Genomic DNA, 18,639 nt, shown 5'->3' on the forward strand with positions numbered 1-18,639 from the left:
CGGCACAGAAAAGGTGAAAGGGGTACGCGGAAGTGGGGCTCGGCGCCCTATCGCATTCGCTTGCTCATGAAAGGCTCCCTCGAACGACCAGGACCCCTGGTGTGTCCGCTCCAGCGAGCGGTGAGGGGTCCGCGCTTGCCGTAGACCTCACTGCCTACGACCTGGTCTTCACCCGGGGCACCCCGCCACGGACGGAGGGTTGCCGGACAGTCGGCCGGGGCCTGTTGACTGTCACTCATGACCTGCCAGCATCTTGCCATACGATCACGGGGGCGCAACCCCCGCGTCCGTATGCCGGGACGGCGTGAGTGCGGTCCACCGCCTGGGGGCTCCGCCCCCTCTCCCCCGTCGCGCAGTTCCCCGCGCCCCTGAAAACCTGGGCTTTCAGGGGCGCGAGAACTGCGCGATCGTTTGAGCCGGCCCCCGCCGACCGGCTACCTGCTGGTCGCGGCCACCCACCGCTCCAGCGTCCGAAGCGCCGCCCCCGAGTCGATCGCCTCCGCGGCGCGAGCCATCCCCGTCCGGATCTGCTCGGCGAGCGGTCCCGGGCCGGGCGAGAGCGCCACCAGCGCCGCCGCCGAGTTGAGCAGCACGGCGTCCCGCACGGGCCCCCGCTCGCCCGCCAGCAGCCGTCGGGCGACATCCGCGTTGTACGACGCGTCGGCCCCCCGCAGCGCCTCCACGGGCACCAGCTCGATCCCCACGTCCCGCGGGTCGAAGGCCTCCTCGCGCACCTTGCCGTCCCGCACGATCCACACCCGGGACGTGGCCGTGGTGGTCAGTTCGTCGAGGCCGTCGTCGCCGCGGAAGACCAGCGAGGAGTTGCCGCGCTCGGCGAGGACGCCGGCCACGATGGGCGCCATGGGCGCGTGCGCGACGCCGACCGCCTGGGCCCTCACCCGGGCCGGATTGGTCAGCGGGCCCAGGAAGTTGAAGGTGGTGCGGATGCCCAGTTGCCCGCGCGCCGCCGCCACGTGCCGCAGCGCCGGGTGGAACTTCACCGCGAAACAGAAGGTGATCCCGGCCTCCTCGGCCACCTCCGCCACCCGTCGCGGGGTCAGCTCCAGGTTGACGCCGAGCTTTTCGAGGACGTCCGAGGCGCCGGACGCGGAGGACGCGGCGCGGTTGCCGTGCTTGACGACCTTGGCCCCCGTACCGGCGATCACGACGGCCGACATGGTGGAGATGTTGACGGTCTTCGCGCCGTCGCCGCCCGTCCCGACGATGTCGACGGTGTCACCCGGCACCTCGATCACGTTGGCGTGCGCGTACATCGTGCGCACCATCCCGGAGATCTCCTCGACGGTCTCGCCCTTGGCCCGCAGGGCCACCGCGAACCCGGCGATCTGCGCGTCGGTCGCCTCGCCCCGCATGATCAGGTCCATCGCCCAGGCCGTGTCGTCGGCGCTCAGGTCGCGTCCGTCCAGCAGGCCGTTCAGGAGGGCGGGCCAGGAACGGCCCGCCGCGAAGTCGCCTCCAGCGGGGGTCACAGCACTCATCTGCCGCTCCTGGGTTCGTGTGCGTGGATGTGGGTCCACCCTATCCAGCCCCCGGGACGGCAAAGAGCCCCGTCCATGCAATGGACGGGGCTCCTGCCGTGGCGAACAGGTGGTGATCAGTGGTGGCCGTGGCCGCTCGTGATCTCCTTGTACTCCTCGGCGGTCGGCTTGGGGATCTGGCCGTCCTCACCGAAGTAGGCGGTGCTGAGCTTCGCGCGGAGCTTCTGCGGGCCCTTCACCTTGCGCTCGACACCGTTCTCGTCGACCGTCGGGCCGATCTCGGCCGGCTGGTACTGCTCGTGCGCCGTGAGGGTGTGCATGGCCTCCTGGCTGAGGGGCTCGTGCACCTCGACGAACTCACCGTGCGGCAGGCGCTTGATGATGCCCGACTCGCGGCCGTGCAGCACCTTGTCCTTGTCCCGGCGCTGCAGGCCGAGGCAGATCCGCTTGGTGGCGATGAACGCGAGCACCGGTCCGAGGAAGAACCCGATCCGGACGAACCAGGTGACCGTGTTGATCGACAGATGGAAGTGGGTCGCGACGATGTCGTTGCCACCGCCGATCAGCATGATCATGTAGGCGGTCACCCAGGCGACACCGAAGGCCGTACGGGTCGGGGCGTTGCGCGGGCGGTCCAGGATGTGGTGCTCGCGCTTGTCCCCGGTGACCCAGGACTCGATGAACGGGTAGAGCGCGATGAGCGCCAGGAAGACACCGAAGATCACCAGCGGGATCAGTACACCGAGGACCAGGGTGTGGCCCCAGATGTTGATCTCCCAGCCGGGCATGGCGCGGATCAGACCCTCGGCGAAGCCCATGTACCAGTCGGGCTGGGCGCCCGTGGACACCTGGTCCGGCCGGTACGGCCCCAGCACCCAGATCGGGTTGATGGACGCGACCGCGGCCAGCATGGCGATGAACCCGAAGACCAGGAAGAAGAAGCCTCCGGCCTTGGCCATGTAGACCGGCAGCAGCGGCATGCCGACGACGTTCTTGTTGGTCTTTCCGGGACCCGCGAACTGGGTGTGCTTGTGGTAGAAGACCAGGATCAGGTGGCCGACCACGAGCCCCAGCATGATGCCGGGCAGCAGCAGGATGTGGATCGAGTAGAACCGCGCGACGAAGTCGCCGCCCGGGAACTCCCCGCCGAACAGGAACATCGAGATGTAGGTGCCCACGATCGGCATCGACAGGATGGCGCCCTGGGTGAAGCGGACGCCGGTGCCGGAGAGCAGGTCGTCGGGGAGCGAGTAGCCGGTGAACCCGGTGAACATGCCCAGGACGAACAGCAGGAAGCCGAACAGCCAGTTGATCTCACGCGGCTTGCGGAACGCGCCGGTGAAGAAGACGCGCATCATGTGCACGAACATGCCGGCCAGGAAGACGATCGCCGCCCAGTGGTGGATCTGCCGGATGAGCAGCCCGCCGCGGACGTCGAAGCTGATGTCCACCGTGGAGGCGAACGCCTCCGACATCAGCTGCCCCTGGAGCGGGACATAGCTTCCGTGGTACTCGATCTCGTTCATCGAGGGGTGGAAGAACAGCGTCAGATACACACCCGTGAGGATGATGATCAGGAAGCTGTAGAGGCAGATCTCGCCCAGCATGAAGGACCAGTGGTCCGGGAAGATCTTGCGCATGTTGGCCTTGGCCAGGGAGTAGATCCCCAGCCGGCCGTCGGCCCAGTCGGCCACGCGCTCGCCGGCCGGTGCCTTCTCTCGCGAACGTCCCGGCGCGCCGGCGCCCGAGGGGTTCGGGGTGGTCGTAGTGCTCATCCGCGCTCCCAGAAGGCAGGACCGACGGGCTCTTCGAAGTCGCCGTGCGCCTCGAGATAGCCCTCGTCGTTCACACCGATGCGCAGCTGCGGAAGGGCGTGACCGGCCGGGCCGAAGATCACTCGGGCACCGTCGGAGAGGTCGAAGGTGGACTGGTGGCACGGGCAGAGGACGTGGTGCGTCTGCTGCTCGTACAGGGAGATCGGGCAGCCGACGTGGGTGCAGATCTTCGAGTACGCCACGATGCCCTCGTGGGACCACTCAAGTTCCTGCTTGTCCTTGATGTTCTCCGGCTGGAGCCGGACGATCATCAGGGCGGCCTTGGCGATCTCGGTCTGGAAGTCGTGGTCGTGCTCCTCCAGGCCCTCGGGCTTGGCGAAGGTGAGCGAGCCCACGGCGACGTCGGAGGGGCGCAGCGGCTCGTCGGTGTTCATGTTGACGAGCAGCTTGCCCTTGGACCACAGCGTGTGCCGCAGCTTGTCCTCCGGCAGCGGACCGAGGTCGCGCAGCAGGACGATGCCGGACAGCGGGAAGAGGGTCAGCGCGCCGAACATCGTGTTGCGGATGAGCTTGCGGCGGCCCAGCGCCGACTCCTTGGCGCCCTGCTTGAAGTCGGCCAGGACCTTGGCCTTGACCTCGGGCTCCGCCGCGATGGGGTGGCGCTCGTCGGCCATCTCCTCGTCGGACATCAGGGTGCGGGCCCAGTGGACCGCGCCCGCGCCGATGCAGAACAGCGCCAGGCCGAGCGTCATGCCCAGGGCGAAGTTCAGACCGCTGATGTGGCCGAGCGGGAAGATGTAGACGATCCGGTCGGCCGGGATGGTCACGAAGGACGCGATGAAGCCGACCGTCGCCAGCATCGAGAGCGTGAACAGCAGGGCGACCGTGCGCTCGGAGCGCTTGGCGGCCCGCTCGTCGATGTCCTGGATGCGGTGCTCGTGCGGCGGCAGACCAGGATCCGCGAACGGATGCTTCTCGTCCGGCACGCTCACGTCACCGTGCGCGTGGGCGTGCTGGTCGGCGGCCCGCTCGGCGGGCAGGTTCTCTTCTGGAATGTCTTGGCTACTCATGACTTCTTGGCCTTTGCGGTCCGGGCGGCGACCCACACGGCGACGGCGATCAGCCCGCCGAGACCGAAGATCCAGCCGAAGAGACCTTCACTGACCGGCCCGAGGCCGCCCAGCGCCAGGCCACCGGGGCTCTCCGATTCATCGCCGTTGACCGCGTCGAGGTACGCGATGATGTCCTTCTTGTTCTTCTCCGTCAGCGTGGTGTCGGGGAAGGACGGCATGTTCTGCGGGCCGGTCTGCATGGCCTCGTAGAGGTGCTTCGGGTCGACACCCTCCAGCGTCGGGGCGTACTTGCCGTTGGTCAGCGCACCGCCCTTGCCGGTGAAGTTGTGGCACTGCGCGCAGTTCGTACGGAAGAGCTCCCCGCCCTCGGCGATGTCCGCGCCTTCGGGGTTGTACTGCTCCTCGGTCGGCACGTTCGGACCGGCGCCCAGCGAGGCGACGAACGCCGCGAGCTGGTCGATCTCCGCCTGCGTGTAGATGACCTTCTTCTTCGGAACCTGCGCGCCAGGCTGCTGGGCGGGCATGCGGCCGGTGCCGACCTGGAAGTCGACGGCGGCGGCGCCCACGCCGACCAGGCTGGGACCGTCGGTCGAGCCCTCACCGCCGGTGCCGTGGCAGCTGGCGCAGCCGACGGCGTAGAGCTTCTTGCCCTCGTCGATGGCGAGGGACTGGGCGGATGTGTCGGCCTGTGCCTTGTCCGCGGGCGCGAACGCGGTGTACAGCCCCCCGGTGGCCGCCAGCGCGAGGAGTAGGACGACGACCGCCGCCAGCGGATGGCGTCGTCGTGCGGAGAGCTTTTTCACGGATTACCCCGGTGTCAGGATCTTCAGCGTCGGTGCTTCTGGAATGTACGCGGGAACTGGCCCGGCTACTTGATCATGTAGATCGTGGCGAAGAGGCCGATCCAGACGACATCGACGAAGTGCCAGTAGTAGGACACGACGATGGCGGCGGTCGCCTGTTCGTGCGTGAACCTGCGGGCCGCGTAGGTGCGCCCGAGGACCAGCAGGAAGGCGATGAGACCACCCGTCACGTGCAGGCCGTGGAAGCCGGTGGTCAGGTAGAACACCGAGCCGTACGGGTCGGACGAGAGCGAGAGGCCCTCGTGCTTGACCAGCTCGGTGTACTCGTACACCTGGCCGCCGATGAAGATCGCACCCATCACGAAGGTGACGATGAACCACATCCGGAGCTTCTTCACGTCCCCACGCTCGGCCGCGAACACGCCGAGCTGGCAAGTGAGGGAGGAGAGCACCAGGATCGTGGTGTTGGTCGCCGAGAACGGGAAGTTCAGGGCGGACGCCATCTCCTTCCAGTGGTCGGGACCGGTCACCGATCGGAGGGTGAAGTACATCGCGAAGAGGGCCGCGAAGAACATCAGCTCGGAACTCAGCCAGATGATGGTTCCGACGCTGGTGAGGTTCGGCCGATTGACCGACGGGTGCGCGTGCCCGGTATCTACTGTCGTTGCTGTCGCCACGACCGACATTATGTCGGTCGCTTATCCCGCCCTCACCTCGGGGGGTGCCGTTCGGGGTGTCTGTGGGGTGTGTCCAGCCCATATGGCCCATCGAAGCCCTGTCCGAACCGGTGTTGACGACGTGATCGAGGGAGTAGCATCCGCGCATCGGACCCTGTCCGTCTCTGTATCTGAAGTCTGTACGGCATGTCCCCACGACGCTGACGTCCCGGAGGAAGAATGCAGCCGACCGCAACGGTGCTGGTCTACAGCGACGACTCCAACACCCGCGAACAGGTGCGGCTCGCCACGGGGCGCAGGCCCGCCACCGACGTCCCCCAGGTGGAGTTCATCGAGTGCGCGACCCCCGCGGCGGTCATCGCGGAACTCGACCGCGGTGGCATCGACGTGTGCGTGCTGGACGGCGAGGCCGTTCCGGCGGGCGGGATGGGCATCTGCCGGCAGATCAAGGACGAGATCTTCAACTGTCCTCCGGTGCTGTTGCTGATCGGCCGGCCCCAGGACGCGTGGCTCGCCACGTGGAGCCGGGCCGAGGCGGCGGTGACCCTGCCGGTCGAGCCGGTGGAGTTCGCGGCCGCGCTGGCGGGGCTGCTCCGCAGCAGGGCCGCCCTGAGCGCGTAGGCGCCGTCTCGGAGGGCGTGGCGGGGCGGCTGCGGGCCCGTCGTGGTTGGTCGCGCAGTTCCCCGCGCCCCTGAAGGCAAAAAATTGCGCCGTTCCCCGCGCCCCTGAGGGCGGGCCCCTGAAGGCGGGCCCCTGCGGGCCGCCCTATGCCGGTTCCGGGGTGAGTCTCAGGCGGGACTCCGGGGACGGGCCTTCCGGGGTGCCGGCGGTGAGGGCGCTGCCCTTGCGCCAGTTCTTCCAGGTGAGGTTCCAGTCCCCGAAACCGTTGCCGAACGGGTCCATCATGTCGCCGTACGAGTTGACGACCTTGACGATGTCGCCGGCGCGGAACGTGTCGAAGAACCACTCGGCGTTGGCGGTGCTCATGCCGGTGCAGCCGTGGCTCACGTTGGCGGCCCCCTGGGAGCCCGCCGACCAGGGCGCGGCGTGCACGTACTCGCCGCTCCAGGTGACCCTGGTGGCGTAGTAGACGGGCAGGTCGTACGAGTCCGCGGTGCCCTCGGCGATGCCGATGCTGGTGCCGCGCATCCGTACGAAGTACTCCTTGCCCAGCACCACCTTGACGCCGTTGCGGGTGTCGAAGCCGGGCTTGCCGGTGGTGACCGGGATCGTGTTGATCGCCTCACCGTTGCGGTAGACCGTCATCGAGTGCGCCGCGGCGTCCGTGACGGCCTCCAGGCGGTCGCCCGTGGTGAGCGTCAGGGGCTTGGCCGTGCCGCCCCAGAGGCGCTCGGCCACCTTGATGCCCGCGAGGTTGCTGCTCGCCCGCACGGTGGCGTGGGCGGGCCAGTACTCCTTCGGGCGGTAGTGCAGTTCCTTGTCGTCCACCCAGTGCCAGGCGCCCTCGACGGCGGGCTGCGACTGCACCTTGAGGGCCCGCTCGACGACCGCGCGCGCCGCCCTGTCCTTGACCGGGGCGCTGAGTTCCGCGGTGACGGGCTGGCCGACGCCGTACGTGCCCTTGTCGGGGCCGAACGTCACGTCCAGCCGCTTCTTGGTCTTCGGGACACTGGTCTCGAAGTCGACGGTCCTGCGCCCGGGCGCGCCGTCGTCGTTCTCGGTGCTCACCCGCACCGTGTAGTGGGCGCCTGCGGCCAGCGGCGAGGTGCTGTGCCACCGGCCTCCGTCGGCCGTCAGTTCGCCCGCCACGTACCGTCCTGCGGCGTCCGTGGCTGTCACGTCGGTGATCCGGCCGCCGGAGTCCCTGGCGGTGATCTCCAGGGGCTTGTCCGGGTCGGCCTTCCTGCCGTCGCTCACTGCGGCGCTGAAGGAGAGGTCCTTCGCCGCGTCGTAGGGCTCGGCCGAGAGCGGATGGCCGCCGGAACCGCAGGCCGTGACGCCCGCGCCTATGGCGACCATCAGCGCCGTGCAGCCGGCGGCGGTACGGCCGCGCGGGCGCGCCGAGCCGGCGTCGGCGCTCCTGGAGGAAGCTGAGTGGCTCATGTCCTGAGCGTAGGAAGCGCGGTCGCTCGCGGCGCGCCCATTGAGCCGTGCGAGGGACGGCAGGTGTGGCGAAAGGGGGAAGCCCGGACCTCCTGACGGAGTGTCCGGGCTTCCGTGCGCTCAGCGCGTGTTACTGATTCTGGTTCTCTCCGCGGTAGTACTCGAAGACCCAGCCCCACAGGCCGATCATGATGATCGGGGCCGAGAAGAAGAGCAGCCACCAGCCGAAGACGACGCCCATGAAGGCGAGCGCGCCGCCGATACCGAGCGAGAGCGGCTGCCAGCTGTGCGGGCTGAAGAAACCGACCTCACCGGCGTCGTCCGCGACGTCGGCCTCCTTGTTGTCCTGTGCGCCCGTGTCGACCCGCCGGGCCGTGAACCACAGGTAGTAGCCGATCATGACGCTCAAGCCGAAGCCCAGGAAGAGCGCCGTGGTACCGGCCGGCTCCTTCGACCACACGCCGTAGACGACCGCCATGACGAGGATGAAGACGGCGAGCCAGATGAACATCTTGCCCTGGACCTTCACTTGCCCGCCTCCTTGCCGCCGGCGAGGGCCTTCTCACCGTGACCGGCGTTCTCCAACTGGTCGAGAGCGGCGATCTCGGGGTGGTGCAGGTCGAACGCCGGGGATTCGGAACGGATCCGCGGCAGCGTGAGGAAGTTGTGCCGCGGCGGCGGGCAGGACGTGGCCCACTCCAGCGAACGGCCGTAACCCCACGGGTCGTCGACCTCGACCTTCTTGCCGTACTTGGCCGTCTTCCAGACGTTGTAGAAGAACGGCAGGATCGACAGGCCCAGGACGAACGAGCTGATCGTCGAGATCGTGTTCAGCGCGGTGAAGCCGTCGGCCGCGAGGTAGTCCGCGTAACGACGCGGCATGCCCTCGGCGCCCAGCCAGTGCTGGACGAGGAACGTCCCGTGGAAGCCGATGAACAGCGTCCAGAAGGTGATCTTGCCGAGGCGTTCGTCGAGCATCTTTCCGGTGAACTTCGGCCACCAGAAGTGGAAGCCGGAGAACATCGCGAACACGACCGTGCCGAACACCACGTAGTGGAAGTGCGCCACCACGAAGTACGAGTCCGAGACGTGGAAGTCCATCGGCGGCGACGCCAGGATGACACCGGTCAGACCACCGAAGGTGAAGGTGATCAGGAACCCGGTGGCCCACAGCATCGGGGTCTCGAAGGACAAGGACCCCTTCCACATCGTGCCGATCCAGTTGAAGAACTTCACGCCGGTCGGTACGGCGATGAGGAACGTCATGAAGGAGAAGAACGGCAGCAGCACACCGCCGGTGACGTACATGTGGTGCGCCCACACCGTCACGGACAGACCCGCGATGGCGATGGTCGCGCCGATCAGGCCCATGTAGCCGAACATCGGCTTGCGGGAGAAGACCGGAATGACCTCGGAGATGATGCCGAAGAACGGCAACGCGATGATGTACACCTCCGGATGGCCGAAGAACCAGAAGAGGTGCTGCCACAGCAACGCTCCGCCGTTGGCCGAGTCGAAGACATGTGCCCCGAATTTCCGATCCGCCTCCAGCGCGAACAGCGCGGCGGCGAGCACGGGGAAGGCGAGCAGCACCAGGACCGCGGTGAGCAGCACGTTCCACACGAAGATCGGCATACGGAACATCGTCATGCCGGGGGCACGCATGCAGATGATGGTGGTGATGAAGTTGACCGCGCCGAGGATGGTGCCGAAGCCGGAGAAGGCCAGACCCATGATCCACATGTCGGCGCCGATGCCCGGCGAGCGGACCGCGTCCGAGAGCGGGCTGTAGGCGAACCAGCCGAAGTCCGCCGCGCCCTGCGGGGTGAGGAAGCCACCGACCGCGATGAGCGAGCCGAACAGGTACAGCCAGTAGGCGAACATGTTCAGCCGCGGGAACGCCACGTCGGGCGCGCCGATCTGCAGCGGCATGATCCAGTTCGTGAAGCCCGCGAACAGCGGCGTCGCGAACATCAGCAGCATGATCGTGCCGTGCATCGTGAACGCCTGGTTGAACTGCTCGTTCGACATGATCTGGGTGCCGGGACGGGCCAGTTCGGCGCGCATCAGCAGCGCCATGACGCCACCGATGCAGAAGAACGCGAACGACGTGACCAGGTACATCGTGCCGATCGTCTTGTGGTCCGTGGTGGTCAGCCACTTGATCACGACGTTGCCGGGCTGCTTGCGCCGTACGGGCAGCTCGCTCTCGTACGAGGCTTCAGCCGCGGCGGCACCCTGAGGTTCGTTGAGGATGCTCACAGGTTGTTCGTCTCCCGGTTCTTCTCGTGGTCCGTCTGCTCGATACCGGCCGGGACGTAACCGGTCTGACCCTTCTCGGCGAGCTTCTTGAGGTGGGCCTCGTAGCGCTCGGGAGAGACGACCTTCACGTTGAAGAGCATCCGGGAGTGGTCGACGCCGCAGAGCTCGGCGCACTTGCCCAGGAAGGTGCCCTCCTTGTTGGGGGTCACCTGGAAGGAGTTGGTGTGACCCGGGATGACGTCCTGCTTCATGAGGAACGGCACCACCCAGAAGGAGTGGATGACGTCACGCGAAGTGAGGACGAAGCGGACCGTCTTGCCCTTGGGGAGCCAGAGGGTCGGGCCCGGGTTGAGCGTCTGCGGGTTCTTCGAGGCGGGCGTACCGACGTCGTAGACCCCGCCGGCGGCTGCCGGGAAGTCCTTCTTGAAGCGATCCGGGATCGCGTCGAGATTCTTGTCGGTCTTCGCGTCACCGGTCGAGCCGTCGACGTTCTCGATGTAGTTGAAGCCCCAGCTCCACTGGAAGCCGACGACGTTGACCGTGACGTCGGGCTTCTTGTCGAGACTGAGGAGCTTCGACTCGTCGCGGGCTGTGAAGTAGAACAGCACCGAGACGATGATGAGGGGGACCACCGTGTACAGCGCCTCGATGGGCATGTTGTACCGGGTCTGCGGGGGAACTTCGACCTTGGTGCGGCTGCGCCGGTGGAAGAACGCGCTCCACAGGATCAGGCCCCAGACCAGCACGCCCGTGGCGAGTGCTGCGGCCCACGAGCCCTGCCACAGGGACAGGATCCGAGGAGCCTCTTCCGTGGTCGGGGTGGGCATACCAAGGCGGGGGAAGTCCTTGTATGTGCAACCGGTCGCGGTCGCCAGGACCAGACCCGCAGTCAGTGCCTGCAGCAGCTTCCGCCGCATCGGGCGCCGCGGCGAGCGGTCGGAGCCGTAGGGACTCACGTAGCGCCTTCCGAGAGTCTCGCCCGCGCGGTTGGCTGCGGCCTTCTCGCTGGTCGGTCGCCGCCCTGCGTCGGGCAGGGGTTTGGATGTTTATGCGGACCAAACCCTACTGGACGCTTTTTGGGGTCGCGCGGGGAGGGTCCCCAACGCGCCGCCACTCACCCCGAAGGGGTGGAATAAGGGGCTCTGCGAGGCATGTGACGGGGCGTTCGGGTGCGGGCCCTGGCCCCGGGGGGGTGGAGCAGCGGGTGGGGTCGGCTGCGGGGGGCCTACGCGGCGGCGGGGAGGCGGGGCGGGGCTTCGGCGGGTGCGGGTGCGCCGGGACCTACGCGGCGGCGGGGAGGAGGCGCGGCTCGTCGGCGGGTGCGGGTGCGCCGTGGTCACCCGCGCAGTTCCCCGCGCCCCTCGAGAAGGGGCTCCGCCCCGTCCCCGATCCCTCAAGGGCGGAGGGAACAGCGCAGTCTTACGCCGCTCAGGGGCGCGGGGAACGGCGCAGTCTTTTGTCTTTCGGCCCCTGGGGCGCGAGGAACGGCGCAGTCTTTCGGTTTTAGGGGCGCGGGGAACGGCGCAGTCTTTCGGTTTTAGGGGCGCGGGGAACGGCGCAGTCTTTCGGTTTTAGGGGCGCGGGGAACGGCGCAGTCTTTCGGTTTTAGGGGCGCGGGGAACGGCGCGGTGGTTGTCAGGGGCAAGGGATAGCGTGACCGCGTGTCCTACTTCGACGTCGCGTCGTCCGCCCCCCTCCACCCCGTCGCCCGCCAGGCCCTCCACGCCTCGCTCGACGAAGGCTGGGCCGACCCCGCCCGCCTCTACCGCGAGGGCAGGCGCGCCAGGATCCTCCTGGACGCCGCCCGCGAGGCCACCGCCGAGGCGCTCGGCTGCCGCCCGGACGAGCTGGTGTTCACGGCGTCCGGCACCCGCGCCGTCCACACGGGAATCGCCGGCGCGCTCGCCGGCCGGCACCGCGTCGGACGCCACCTGATCGTGTCAGCGGTCGAACACTCTTCGGTGCTCCATTCGGCGGAAGCACACCGCCACGACGGCGGAACCGTGTCCGAAGTGCCCGTCCTGCGGACCGGCGCGGTCTCCCCCGACGCGTACGCGGACGCCCTGCGCCCCGACACCGCGCTCGCCTGCCTCCAGTCCGCCAACCACGAGGTGGGTACGCGTCAGCCGGTGGCCGCGGTCGCCGAAGCGTGCCGGGCAGCGGGCGTACCCCTGCTGGTGGACGCCGCGCAGTCGCTGGCCTGGGGGCCGGTCGAGGGCGGCTGGTCCCTGCTGACGGGCAGCGCCCACAAGTGGGGCGGGCCCGCGGGCGTCGGAGTGCTCGCCGTGCGCAAGGGGGTGCGGTACGCGCCCCAGGGCCCCGCAGACGAACGGGAGTCGGGCCGCTCCCCCGGCTTCGAGAACATCCCGGCCGTCGTCGCCGCGGCGGCCTCCCTGCGGGCCGTACGGGCCGAGGCCGCCGCCGAGTCGGTCCGGCTGCGGGAGCTGACGGACCGGATCCGTGCGCGGGTGCCCGAACTGGTCCCGGACGTGGAGGTGGTGGGCGACCCGGTCACCCGGCTGCCCCATCTCCTCACCTTCTCCTGTCTCTATGTCGACGGAGAGACACTGCTGCACGAGCTGGACCGTGCGGGGTTCTCGGTGTCGTCCGGATCGTCCTGCACGAGCAGCACGCTGACGCCCAGCCATGTGCTGAAGGCGATGGGTGTGCTGAGCGAGGGCAACGTACGGGTGTCGTTGCCGCTCGGCACCACGGCGGAGGAGGTGGACCGCTTCCTCGCCGTCCTGCCCCGCGCGGTCGCCGCGGTCCGCGAGAAGCTGGGCGCGCCCGCGGGGACCGCCGCCGTCGCGGTGTCGCCCTCCGGCGCCCCGGACGTGCGCGTCGTGGACGCCCTCGGCAAGCGCTGCCCGATCCCCGTGATCGAACTCGCCAAGGTGATCACCGAGGTTCCGCTCGGCGGCACCGTACGGGTCCTCTCGGACGACGAGGCGGCGCGGCTGGACATTCCGGCGTGGTGCGAGATGCGGGGGCAGGAGTACGTGGGCGAGGAGCCGGCGGGCCGGGGGACGGCGTACCTGGTGCGCCGGGTGGCCTCCTAGCCCCTCTACCCCTTCCCCTACCCGTATCTCCACCTCGGCGTCGGTTGCCGCGTGGGCGCAACTGAACCCGGATGGCGCGGACCGTCGGCGACTGCGGCCACGCCGTGGTCACCCGCGCAGTTCCCCGCGCCCCTCGGGAAGGGCCTGCGCCCCGTCCCCGATCCCTCAGGGGCGCGGGGAACGGCGCAATCTTTTGTCTTTTCGTCTTTCAGGGGCGCGGGGAACGGCGCAATCTTTAAATCTTTAGGGCGCGAGCCCTACGCCAGGTGGCCCTGGACCTCCGCCGCCGCGTCGTGGCCGTACGCCTTCGTGAAGCGGTCGAGGAAGTGCGACCGCCGCAGCTGGTACTCCTGCGTCCCCTTGGTCTCGATGACCAGCGTCGCCAGCATGCACCCGACCTGCGCCGACCGCTCGTGCCCGACACCCCACGCCAGCCCCGACAGGAACCCCGCCCGGAAGGCGTCCCCGACCCCGGTCGGGTCGACCTTCGCCGTCTCCTCGGGCACACCGACCTCGATCGGGTCCGCGCCGACGGCCTCGATACGCACACCGCGCGCCCCGAGCGTCGTCACCCGGTGGCCGACCCGCGAGAGGATCTCCGCGTCGCTCCAGCCGGTCTTGGACTCGATGAGCCCCTTCTCGTACTCGTTCGAGAAGAGGAACGTCGCCCCGTCGAGCAGCAGCCGGATCTCGTCGCCGTCCATCCGCGCGATCTGCTGCGAGAAGTCCGCGGCGAACGGGATCGACCGCGTCCGGCACTCCTCGGTGTGCCGGAGCATCCCCTCGGGGTCGTCCGCGCCGATGAGGACGAGATCGAGCCCGCCCACCCGGTCGGCGACCTTCTTGAGCTCGATGAGGCGGGCCTCGCTCATGGCACCCGTGTAGAAGGAGCCGATCTGGTTGTGGTCGGCGTCCGTGGTGCAGACGAAGCGCGCGGTGTGCAGCACCTCGGAGATCCGGACGGACTCGGTGTCGACGCCGTGCCGGTCCAGCCAGGCCCGGTACTCGTCGAAGTCGGAGCCCGCGGCCCCGACCAGGATGGGCGACGAGCCGAGCTGGCCCATGCCGAAGGCGATGTTCGCGCCCACGCCGCCCCGGCGTACGTCCAGATTGTCGACCAGGAAGGAGAGGGAGACCGTGTGCAGCTGATCCGCGACCAGTTGGTCGGCGAAGCGGCCGGGGAAGGTCATGAGGTGGTCGGTGGCGATGGAGCCCGAGACAGCGATACGCACGGCTAGGACACACTCCTGCGAGGAGGGGGATTGACAGTTCACGCTATCGGGTCGGCGTTCAGACGGCGGTGGGGTCCCGCTGGAGTCCGCGGGAGGTACCGGCTTCGAAGCAGGAAGAACTACCCGATAGTAGGGCTTTTCCGTCCGGCTTCCGGTGCATACGGTTCCGGTATGACGAACCTCAAGATCCATGGCGACGCCCCGCTCGGCCCCGAAGGCATCGAAGGTGGTCTCGCGGAGCTGTGGGGCGACTGCGCGCGGATGGTCCCGCACTGGGAGGCACCCGCCCGGATCGCTGCCCGCCCGGTCTCCCCGGCACTCATCCACGGCGTGACCGTCCCGCCGGCCTCCGCCCGCCTGCTGGACGGCATGTCCGACTACGGCGACTAAGGGCTGTCCCGTAGGCGGCGTTTCAAAGGTCCCGCCCGGCGAAGGCGCTCGGGACGACGACCGCCCGCCGGTCTCGAACCCGCTTTCCCCGAAGGGAACCGCACGCTCCCCCGCCGCGTCCCATCGCTGTCCCCCGTAAAGGGGAGGCAGGATACGACCCCGCTCTGCCCTGATCCGGTTCGATCCGGTCGGGGGTGGGTCCCGTGGGACGACGGCGTGGCAGAAGGAGCAATGCGGTGGACACCGAGCGACCCGACAACGAAGCGGCCGGAGCCGCCGACGAGGACCAGCCGCGCCGACGGCGTTCGCCGGTGGCCGTCGCCTCGGTGGCGGCCGCCGTGCTCCTCGTCGGAGGTGGCGGCGCGTACTTCACAGCCACCGCCACCGGCGGCTCCGGAGGCAGGGACGGTTCCGGTGCGCCGCGCGGCGACGGGACTCCGCCGCTCCTCGCCCTCGACGGCTATACGGAGACCGGGGCGAGCGGCACGGCGGGCACGGGTGGCATCGCGCCCGGCGAGCCCGACCCGAACGGCGTGACCTACCGCGCCGGGGGTGAGCTGCCGGACGGCCCCTCCTCCGCGGCCGTCCACCGGACGAAGGGCACGGTCACGGCGGCCGAGGTGGCGAAGCTGGCCGAGGCGCTGGGGGTGGAGGGCACACCGAAGGCGGCGGGCGACGCCTGGCAGGTCGGAGCCACGAAGGACGGTTTCGGGGCCGGACTGCGGGTGGGCAAAAAGGCCCCCGGCAGCTGGACGTTCAGCCGCTTCGCGCCCGGCACCGACAACTGCAAGGGCACCACCACCTGCGCGAACCGGAGCGGGAGCGCGGGTGGGAGCGAGAGCGCCAAGGGTGCCGACGTGGACCCGGTGAGTGTGGCCGCCGCGAAGAAGGCCGCCGCGCCGGTCCTCAAGGCGGTCGGCCAGGACGACGCGAAGCTCGACGCCGGCCAGCTGATGGACGCCGTGCGCGTGGTGAACGCGGAGCCGAAGGTGGGCGGACTGCCGACCTACGGCTGGACGACCGGCGTGCAGATCGGTCCGGACGGCCAGGTGGTGGGCGGCAGCGGCCAGTTGAAGGCTCCGGCGAAGACCGACACGTATCCCGTTCTCAGCGCGAAGCAGACCCTCGGGCTGCTGAACGGGTCCGGGACCGGTGACGGGCGCGTGGGCATCGGCGGCTGCGCGAGCCCCGTACCGCTGAAGGACCGGAACGAGACGCCGTGCGAGGCGTCGGGGACGGCGGCGCCGAAGCCCGAACCGGTCGTCGTCGAGGACGCGGTGTTCGGTCTCGCCGCGCACCTCGTGGACGGCCGGCAGGCGCTGGTGCCGTCCTGGCTCTTCGAGGTACGGCCCTCGGGGGCCGACGACACCTTCACGATCACCCATCCCGCGGTCGACCCGAAGTACCTGACGGCTCCGCAGCCGCCTCAGGCCGAGCCGAGCCCGCGTACGAGCGAACCCGGCGGCGGGACGAGCACGGCGCCCGTGGGGAAACGGGACGTCCGGGTCGAGGGCTACAGCGCGGACGGCAAGGAACTGACCGTGCGCTTCACCGGCGGTGTGTGCAGCGACTACTCGGCCTCGGCGGACGAGAGCGGCGGCGAGGTGACGGTCAAGGTCACCGACAAGCCGGACAAGGACAAGGTCTGCATCCTGATCGCCAAGGTCTTCCACGAGAAGGTCGACCTCGACAAGCCGCTCGGGGACCGCAAGGTGGTCGGCTCGAACGGGAAGGCCGTGCCCCAGGAGAAGGACCTGCCCGACCGGACCGGCTGACGGCCGGGCCGGACAGTCCCGGAACGCGGAAGGCGGCGCCCCGTTGGAGGGGGCGCCGCCTTCCGCTGTCGCCATGGCTTACGGGGCCATGGCTCACGGACTAGCTGAACGAGTCGCCGCAGGCGCAGGAACCCGTCGCGTTCGGGTTGTCGATCGTGAAGCCCTGCTTCTCGATGGTGTCCACGAAGTCGATGGAGGCACCGCCCAGGTACGGAGCGCTCATACGGTCGGTGACGACCTTCACACCGCCGAAGTCCTTGACGACGTCGCCGTCGAGGGAGCGCTCGTCGAAGAAGAGCTGGTACCGCAGGCCGGAGCAGCCGCCGGGCTGGACGGCGACGCGCAGCGCCAGGTCGTCACGGCCCTCCTGCTCCAGCAGGCCCTTGACCTTGGCCGCGGCGGCGTCCGACAGGAGGATGCCGTCGCTCACGGTGGTGGTCTCGTCCGATACGGACATCTGCTTCTCTCCCGGGTTGTACGGAGACTGCTTGCCGACGGTTCCAACCGGCGGGGCCGCGGATTCATTCCGGGCCGGGCGTCGAGTCTTTGTCTTCTCTCTTCATGCTCGCACACCCGCCCCGAAGCGGAGAACGACCTGTGGACAACCCGATGGACAACCCCGGACACGGGATTCACGTCACATGGACGCTATGGCCATCGTCAACGTGACGTGAAGCGGTTATGATAGATAGCGTCATTTCGACGAAAAGGCGTGTCCTGCTTGATCGCTCCAGTCGGACGGTCCAAGCGAGCCGCAGAACAGAAAGGGTGCGTGTCGTGACCACCGCCCAGACCCAGGAACTCGACGTACAGCCGACGCCCCTCGCCCTGCTGCTGCTCGGCCGCGAGGCCGACCCGCGCAGCGAGCGCGGCGTCGAGTGTCCCGGTGACCTGCCCTCGCCGTCCGACCCGAACCTGGTGGAGCGCGCCCGCGCCGCCAAGGAGAAGCTCGGCAGCAAGGTGTTCGTGCTCGGTCACCACTACCAGCGCGACGAGGTCATCCAGTTCGCGGATGTCACGGGCGACTCCTTCAAGCTGGCCAGGGACGCCGCCGCGCGCCCCGAGGCCGAGTACATCGTGTTCTGCGGTGTGCACTTCATGGCCGAGTCGGCGGACATCCTGACCTCCGACGACCAGAAGGTCGTCCTGCCCGACCTGGCGGCCGGGTGCTCGATGGCCGACATGGCCACCGCCGAGCAGGTCGCCGAGTGCTGGGACGTGCTGACCGAGGCCGGGGTGGCCGAGCAGGTCGTGCCCGTCTCGTACATGAACTCCTCCGCGGACATCAAGGCGTTCACGGGCAAGCACGGCGGCACGATCTGCACGTCGTCCAATGCCGAGAAGGCGCTGAACTGGGCGTTCGAGCAGGGCGAGAAGGTGCTGTTCCTGCCCGACCAGCACCTGGGCCGCAACACCGCCGTACGGGACATGGGGATGTCGCTCGACGACTGCGTCCTCTACAACCCGCACAAGCCGAACGGCGGTCTGACCGTCGAGCAGCTGCGGAACGCGAAGATGATCCTGTGGCGCGGGCACTGTTCGGTGCACGGCCGCTTCTCGCTGGAGTCGGTGGAGGACGTCCGCGCCCGGATACCCGGCGTGAACGTCCTCGTCCACCCCGAGTGCAGGCACGAGGTCGTGAGCGCCGCGGACTACGTGGGATCCACGGAGTACATCATCAAGGCGCTGGAGGCGGCTCCGGCCGGCTCCAAGTGGGCCATCGGCACGGAGCTGAACCTGGTCCGCCGCCTGGCCAACCGGTTCGCGCCCGAGGGCAAGGAGATCGTCTTCCTCGACAAGACGGTCTGCTTCTGCTCGACGATGAACCGGATCGACCTGCCCCACCTGGTCTGGACGCTGGAGTCCCTGGCGGAGGGCAACCTCGTCAACCGCATCGAGGTGGACCGCGAGACGGAGCAGTTCGCGAAGCTGGCGCTGGAACGGATGCTGGCGCTGCCGTAAAGGGCGGAAAGACTGCGCGGTTCCCCGCGCCCCTACTCGCTGGGGCGCGGGGAACTGCGCTACGGGGC

At 69.0% G+C, this 18,639-nt stretch carries 16 protein-coding genes and 1 riboswitch; of the genes, 5 read left to right on the forward strand and 11 right to left on the reverse strand.

Annotated features, from left to right (window positions below; genetic code table 11):
- Positions 1-126: 126 nt before the first annotated feature.
- A riboswitch (SAM riboswitch) is annotated at positions 127-243 on the reverse strand.
- Positions 244-434: 191 nt separating this feature from the next.
- The 5 genes from trpD to ctaE all read right to left on the reverse strand — a co-directional run bounded on the left by trpD (position 435) and on the right by ctaE (position 5,836).
- Positions 435-1,499: an anthranilate phosphoribosyltransferase gene (gene trpD, locus K3769_RS09635; protein ID WP_267026012.1), complete on the reverse strand. Its 1,065-nt coding sequence runs from the start codon at positions 1,497-1,499 to the stop codon at positions 435-437.
- A gap of 116 nt (positions 1,500-1,615) precedes the next feature.
- The gene (gene qcrB, locus K3769_RS09640; protein WP_267026013.1) at positions 1,616-3,274 is read right to left on the reverse strand and encodes a cytochrome bc1 complex cytochrome b subunit; all 1,659 of its coding nucleotides are present in this window, start codon (positions 3,272-3,274) and stop codon (positions 1,616-1,618) included.
- Entirely contained in the window at positions 3,271-4,344 is a 1,074-nt protein-coding gene (gene qcrA, locus K3769_RS09645) for a cytochrome bc1 complex Rieske iron-sulfur subunit (RefSeq protein WP_267026014.1), read from the reverse strand. Before qcrA ends, qcrB begins: the two co-directional genes overlap by 4 nt.
- On the reverse strand, positions 4,341-5,150 hold the full coding sequence (gene qcrC, locus K3769_RS09650; protein ID WP_267026015.1) for a cytochrome bc1 complex diheme cytochrome c subunit: 810 nt from the start codon (positions 5,148-5,150) through the stop codon (positions 4,341-4,343). Before qcrC ends, qcrA begins: the two co-directional genes overlap by 4 nt.
- Positions 5,151-5,215: 65 nt before the next feature.
- Positions 5,216-5,836: an aa3-type cytochrome oxidase subunit III gene (gene ctaE / locus K3769_RS09655; protein WP_107017430.1), complete on the reverse strand. Its 621-nt coding sequence runs from the start codon at positions 5,834-5,836 to the stop codon at positions 5,216-5,218.
- 210 nt (positions 5,837-6,046) lie between these two features.
- Here ctaE and K3769_RS09660 point away from each other — a divergent pair, with 210 nt between their 5' ends.
- Positions 6,047-6,448 carry a DNA-binding transcriptional response regulator gene (locus tag K3769_RS09660; protein WP_267026016.1) on the forward strand — a complete coding sequence of 134 codons (402 nt, stop codon included), beginning with the start codon at positions 6,047-6,049 and terminating at the stop codon, positions 6,446-6,448.
- Positions 6,449-6,592: 144 nt separating this feature from the next.
- On the opposite strand, the gene K3769_RS09665 is transcribed toward K3769_RS09660, so the two are convergent.
- The 4 genes from K3769_RS09665 to ctaC form a co-directional block, all read right to left on the reverse strand.
- Positions 6,593-7,891, reverse strand: a complete 1,299-nt coding sequence (locus K3769_RS09665) for a L,D-transpeptidase (protein WP_267026017.1) — start codon at positions 7,889-7,891, stop codon at positions 6,593-6,595.
- Positions 7,892-8,021: 130 nt separating this feature from the next.
- Entirely contained in the window at positions 8,022-8,420 is a 399-nt protein-coding gene (locus K3769_RS09670; protein WP_189778935.1) for a cytochrome c oxidase subunit 4, read from the reverse strand.
- A complete protein-coding gene (ctaD, locus tag K3769_RS09675) occupies positions 8,417-10,153 on the reverse strand; it encodes an aa3-type cytochrome oxidase subunit I (RefSeq protein WP_267026018.1) in 1,737 nt (578 codons plus the stop codon). The genes K3769_RS09670 and ctaD overlap by 4 nt, the downstream gene beginning before the upstream one ends.
- Positions 10,150-11,109, reverse strand: coding sequence for an aa3-type cytochrome oxidase subunit II (gene ctaC / locus K3769_RS09680; protein ID WP_267026019.1), 960 nt, complete (start codon positions 11,107-11,109; stop codon positions 10,150-10,152). Before ctaC ends, ctaD begins: the two co-directional genes overlap by 4 nt.
- Before the next feature lie 705 nt (positions 11,110-11,814).
- Here ctaC and K3769_RS09685 point away from each other — a divergent pair.
- Positions 11,815-13,212: a cysteine desulfurase/sulfurtransferase TusA family protein gene (locus K3769_RS09685; protein WP_267026020.1), complete on the forward strand. Its 1,398-nt coding sequence runs from the start codon at positions 11,815-11,817 to the stop codon at positions 13,210-13,212.
- A gap of 257 nt (positions 13,213-13,469) precedes the next feature.
- Here the strand turns inward: K3769_RS09685 and K3769_RS09690 are convergent, their stop codons facing one another.
- Positions 13,470-14,444: a carbohydrate kinase family protein gene (locus K3769_RS09690; RefSeq protein WP_267026021.1), complete on the reverse strand. Its 975-nt coding sequence runs from the start codon at positions 14,442-14,444 to the stop codon at positions 13,470-13,472.
- A 171-nt stretch (positions 14,445-14,615) separates the two neighbouring features.
- Between K3769_RS09690 and K3769_RS09695 the strand changes: the two genes are divergently transcribed.
- Complete coding sequence (locus K3769_RS09695; protein WP_267026022.1) at positions 14,616-14,834, forward strand: hypothetical protein; 219 nt, start codon at positions 14,616-14,618, stop codon at positions 14,832-14,834.
- A 236-nt stretch (positions 14,835-15,070) separates the two neighbouring features.
- Entirely contained in the window at positions 15,071-16,609 is a 1,539-nt protein-coding gene (locus K3769_RS09700) for a hypothetical protein (protein ID WP_267026023.1), read from the forward strand.
- A 100-nt stretch (positions 16,610-16,709) separates the two neighbouring features.
- Here K3769_RS09700 and K3769_RS09705 read toward each other — a convergent pair whose 3' ends face one another.
- Positions 16,710-17,066 carry a HesB/IscA family protein gene (locus K3769_RS09705; RefSeq protein WP_107018256.1) on the reverse strand — a complete coding sequence of 119 codons (357 nt, stop codon included), beginning with the start codon at positions 17,064-17,066 and terminating at the stop codon, positions 16,710-16,712.
- 320 nt (positions 17,067-17,386) lie between these two features.
- Between K3769_RS09705 and nadA the strand changes: the two genes are divergently transcribed.
- Positions 17,387-18,571, forward strand: coding sequence for a quinolinate synthase NadA (gene nadA, locus K3769_RS09710; protein ID WP_267026024.1), 1,185 nt, complete (start codon positions 17,387-17,389; stop codon positions 18,569-18,571).
- Positions 18,572-18,639: the final 68 nt, after the last annotated feature.

The sequence above is a fragment of the Streptomyces ortus genome (assembly GCF_026341275.1).
GTDB lineage: Bacteria > Actinomycetota > Actinomycetes > Streptomycetales > Streptomycetaceae > Streptomyces > Streptomyces ortus.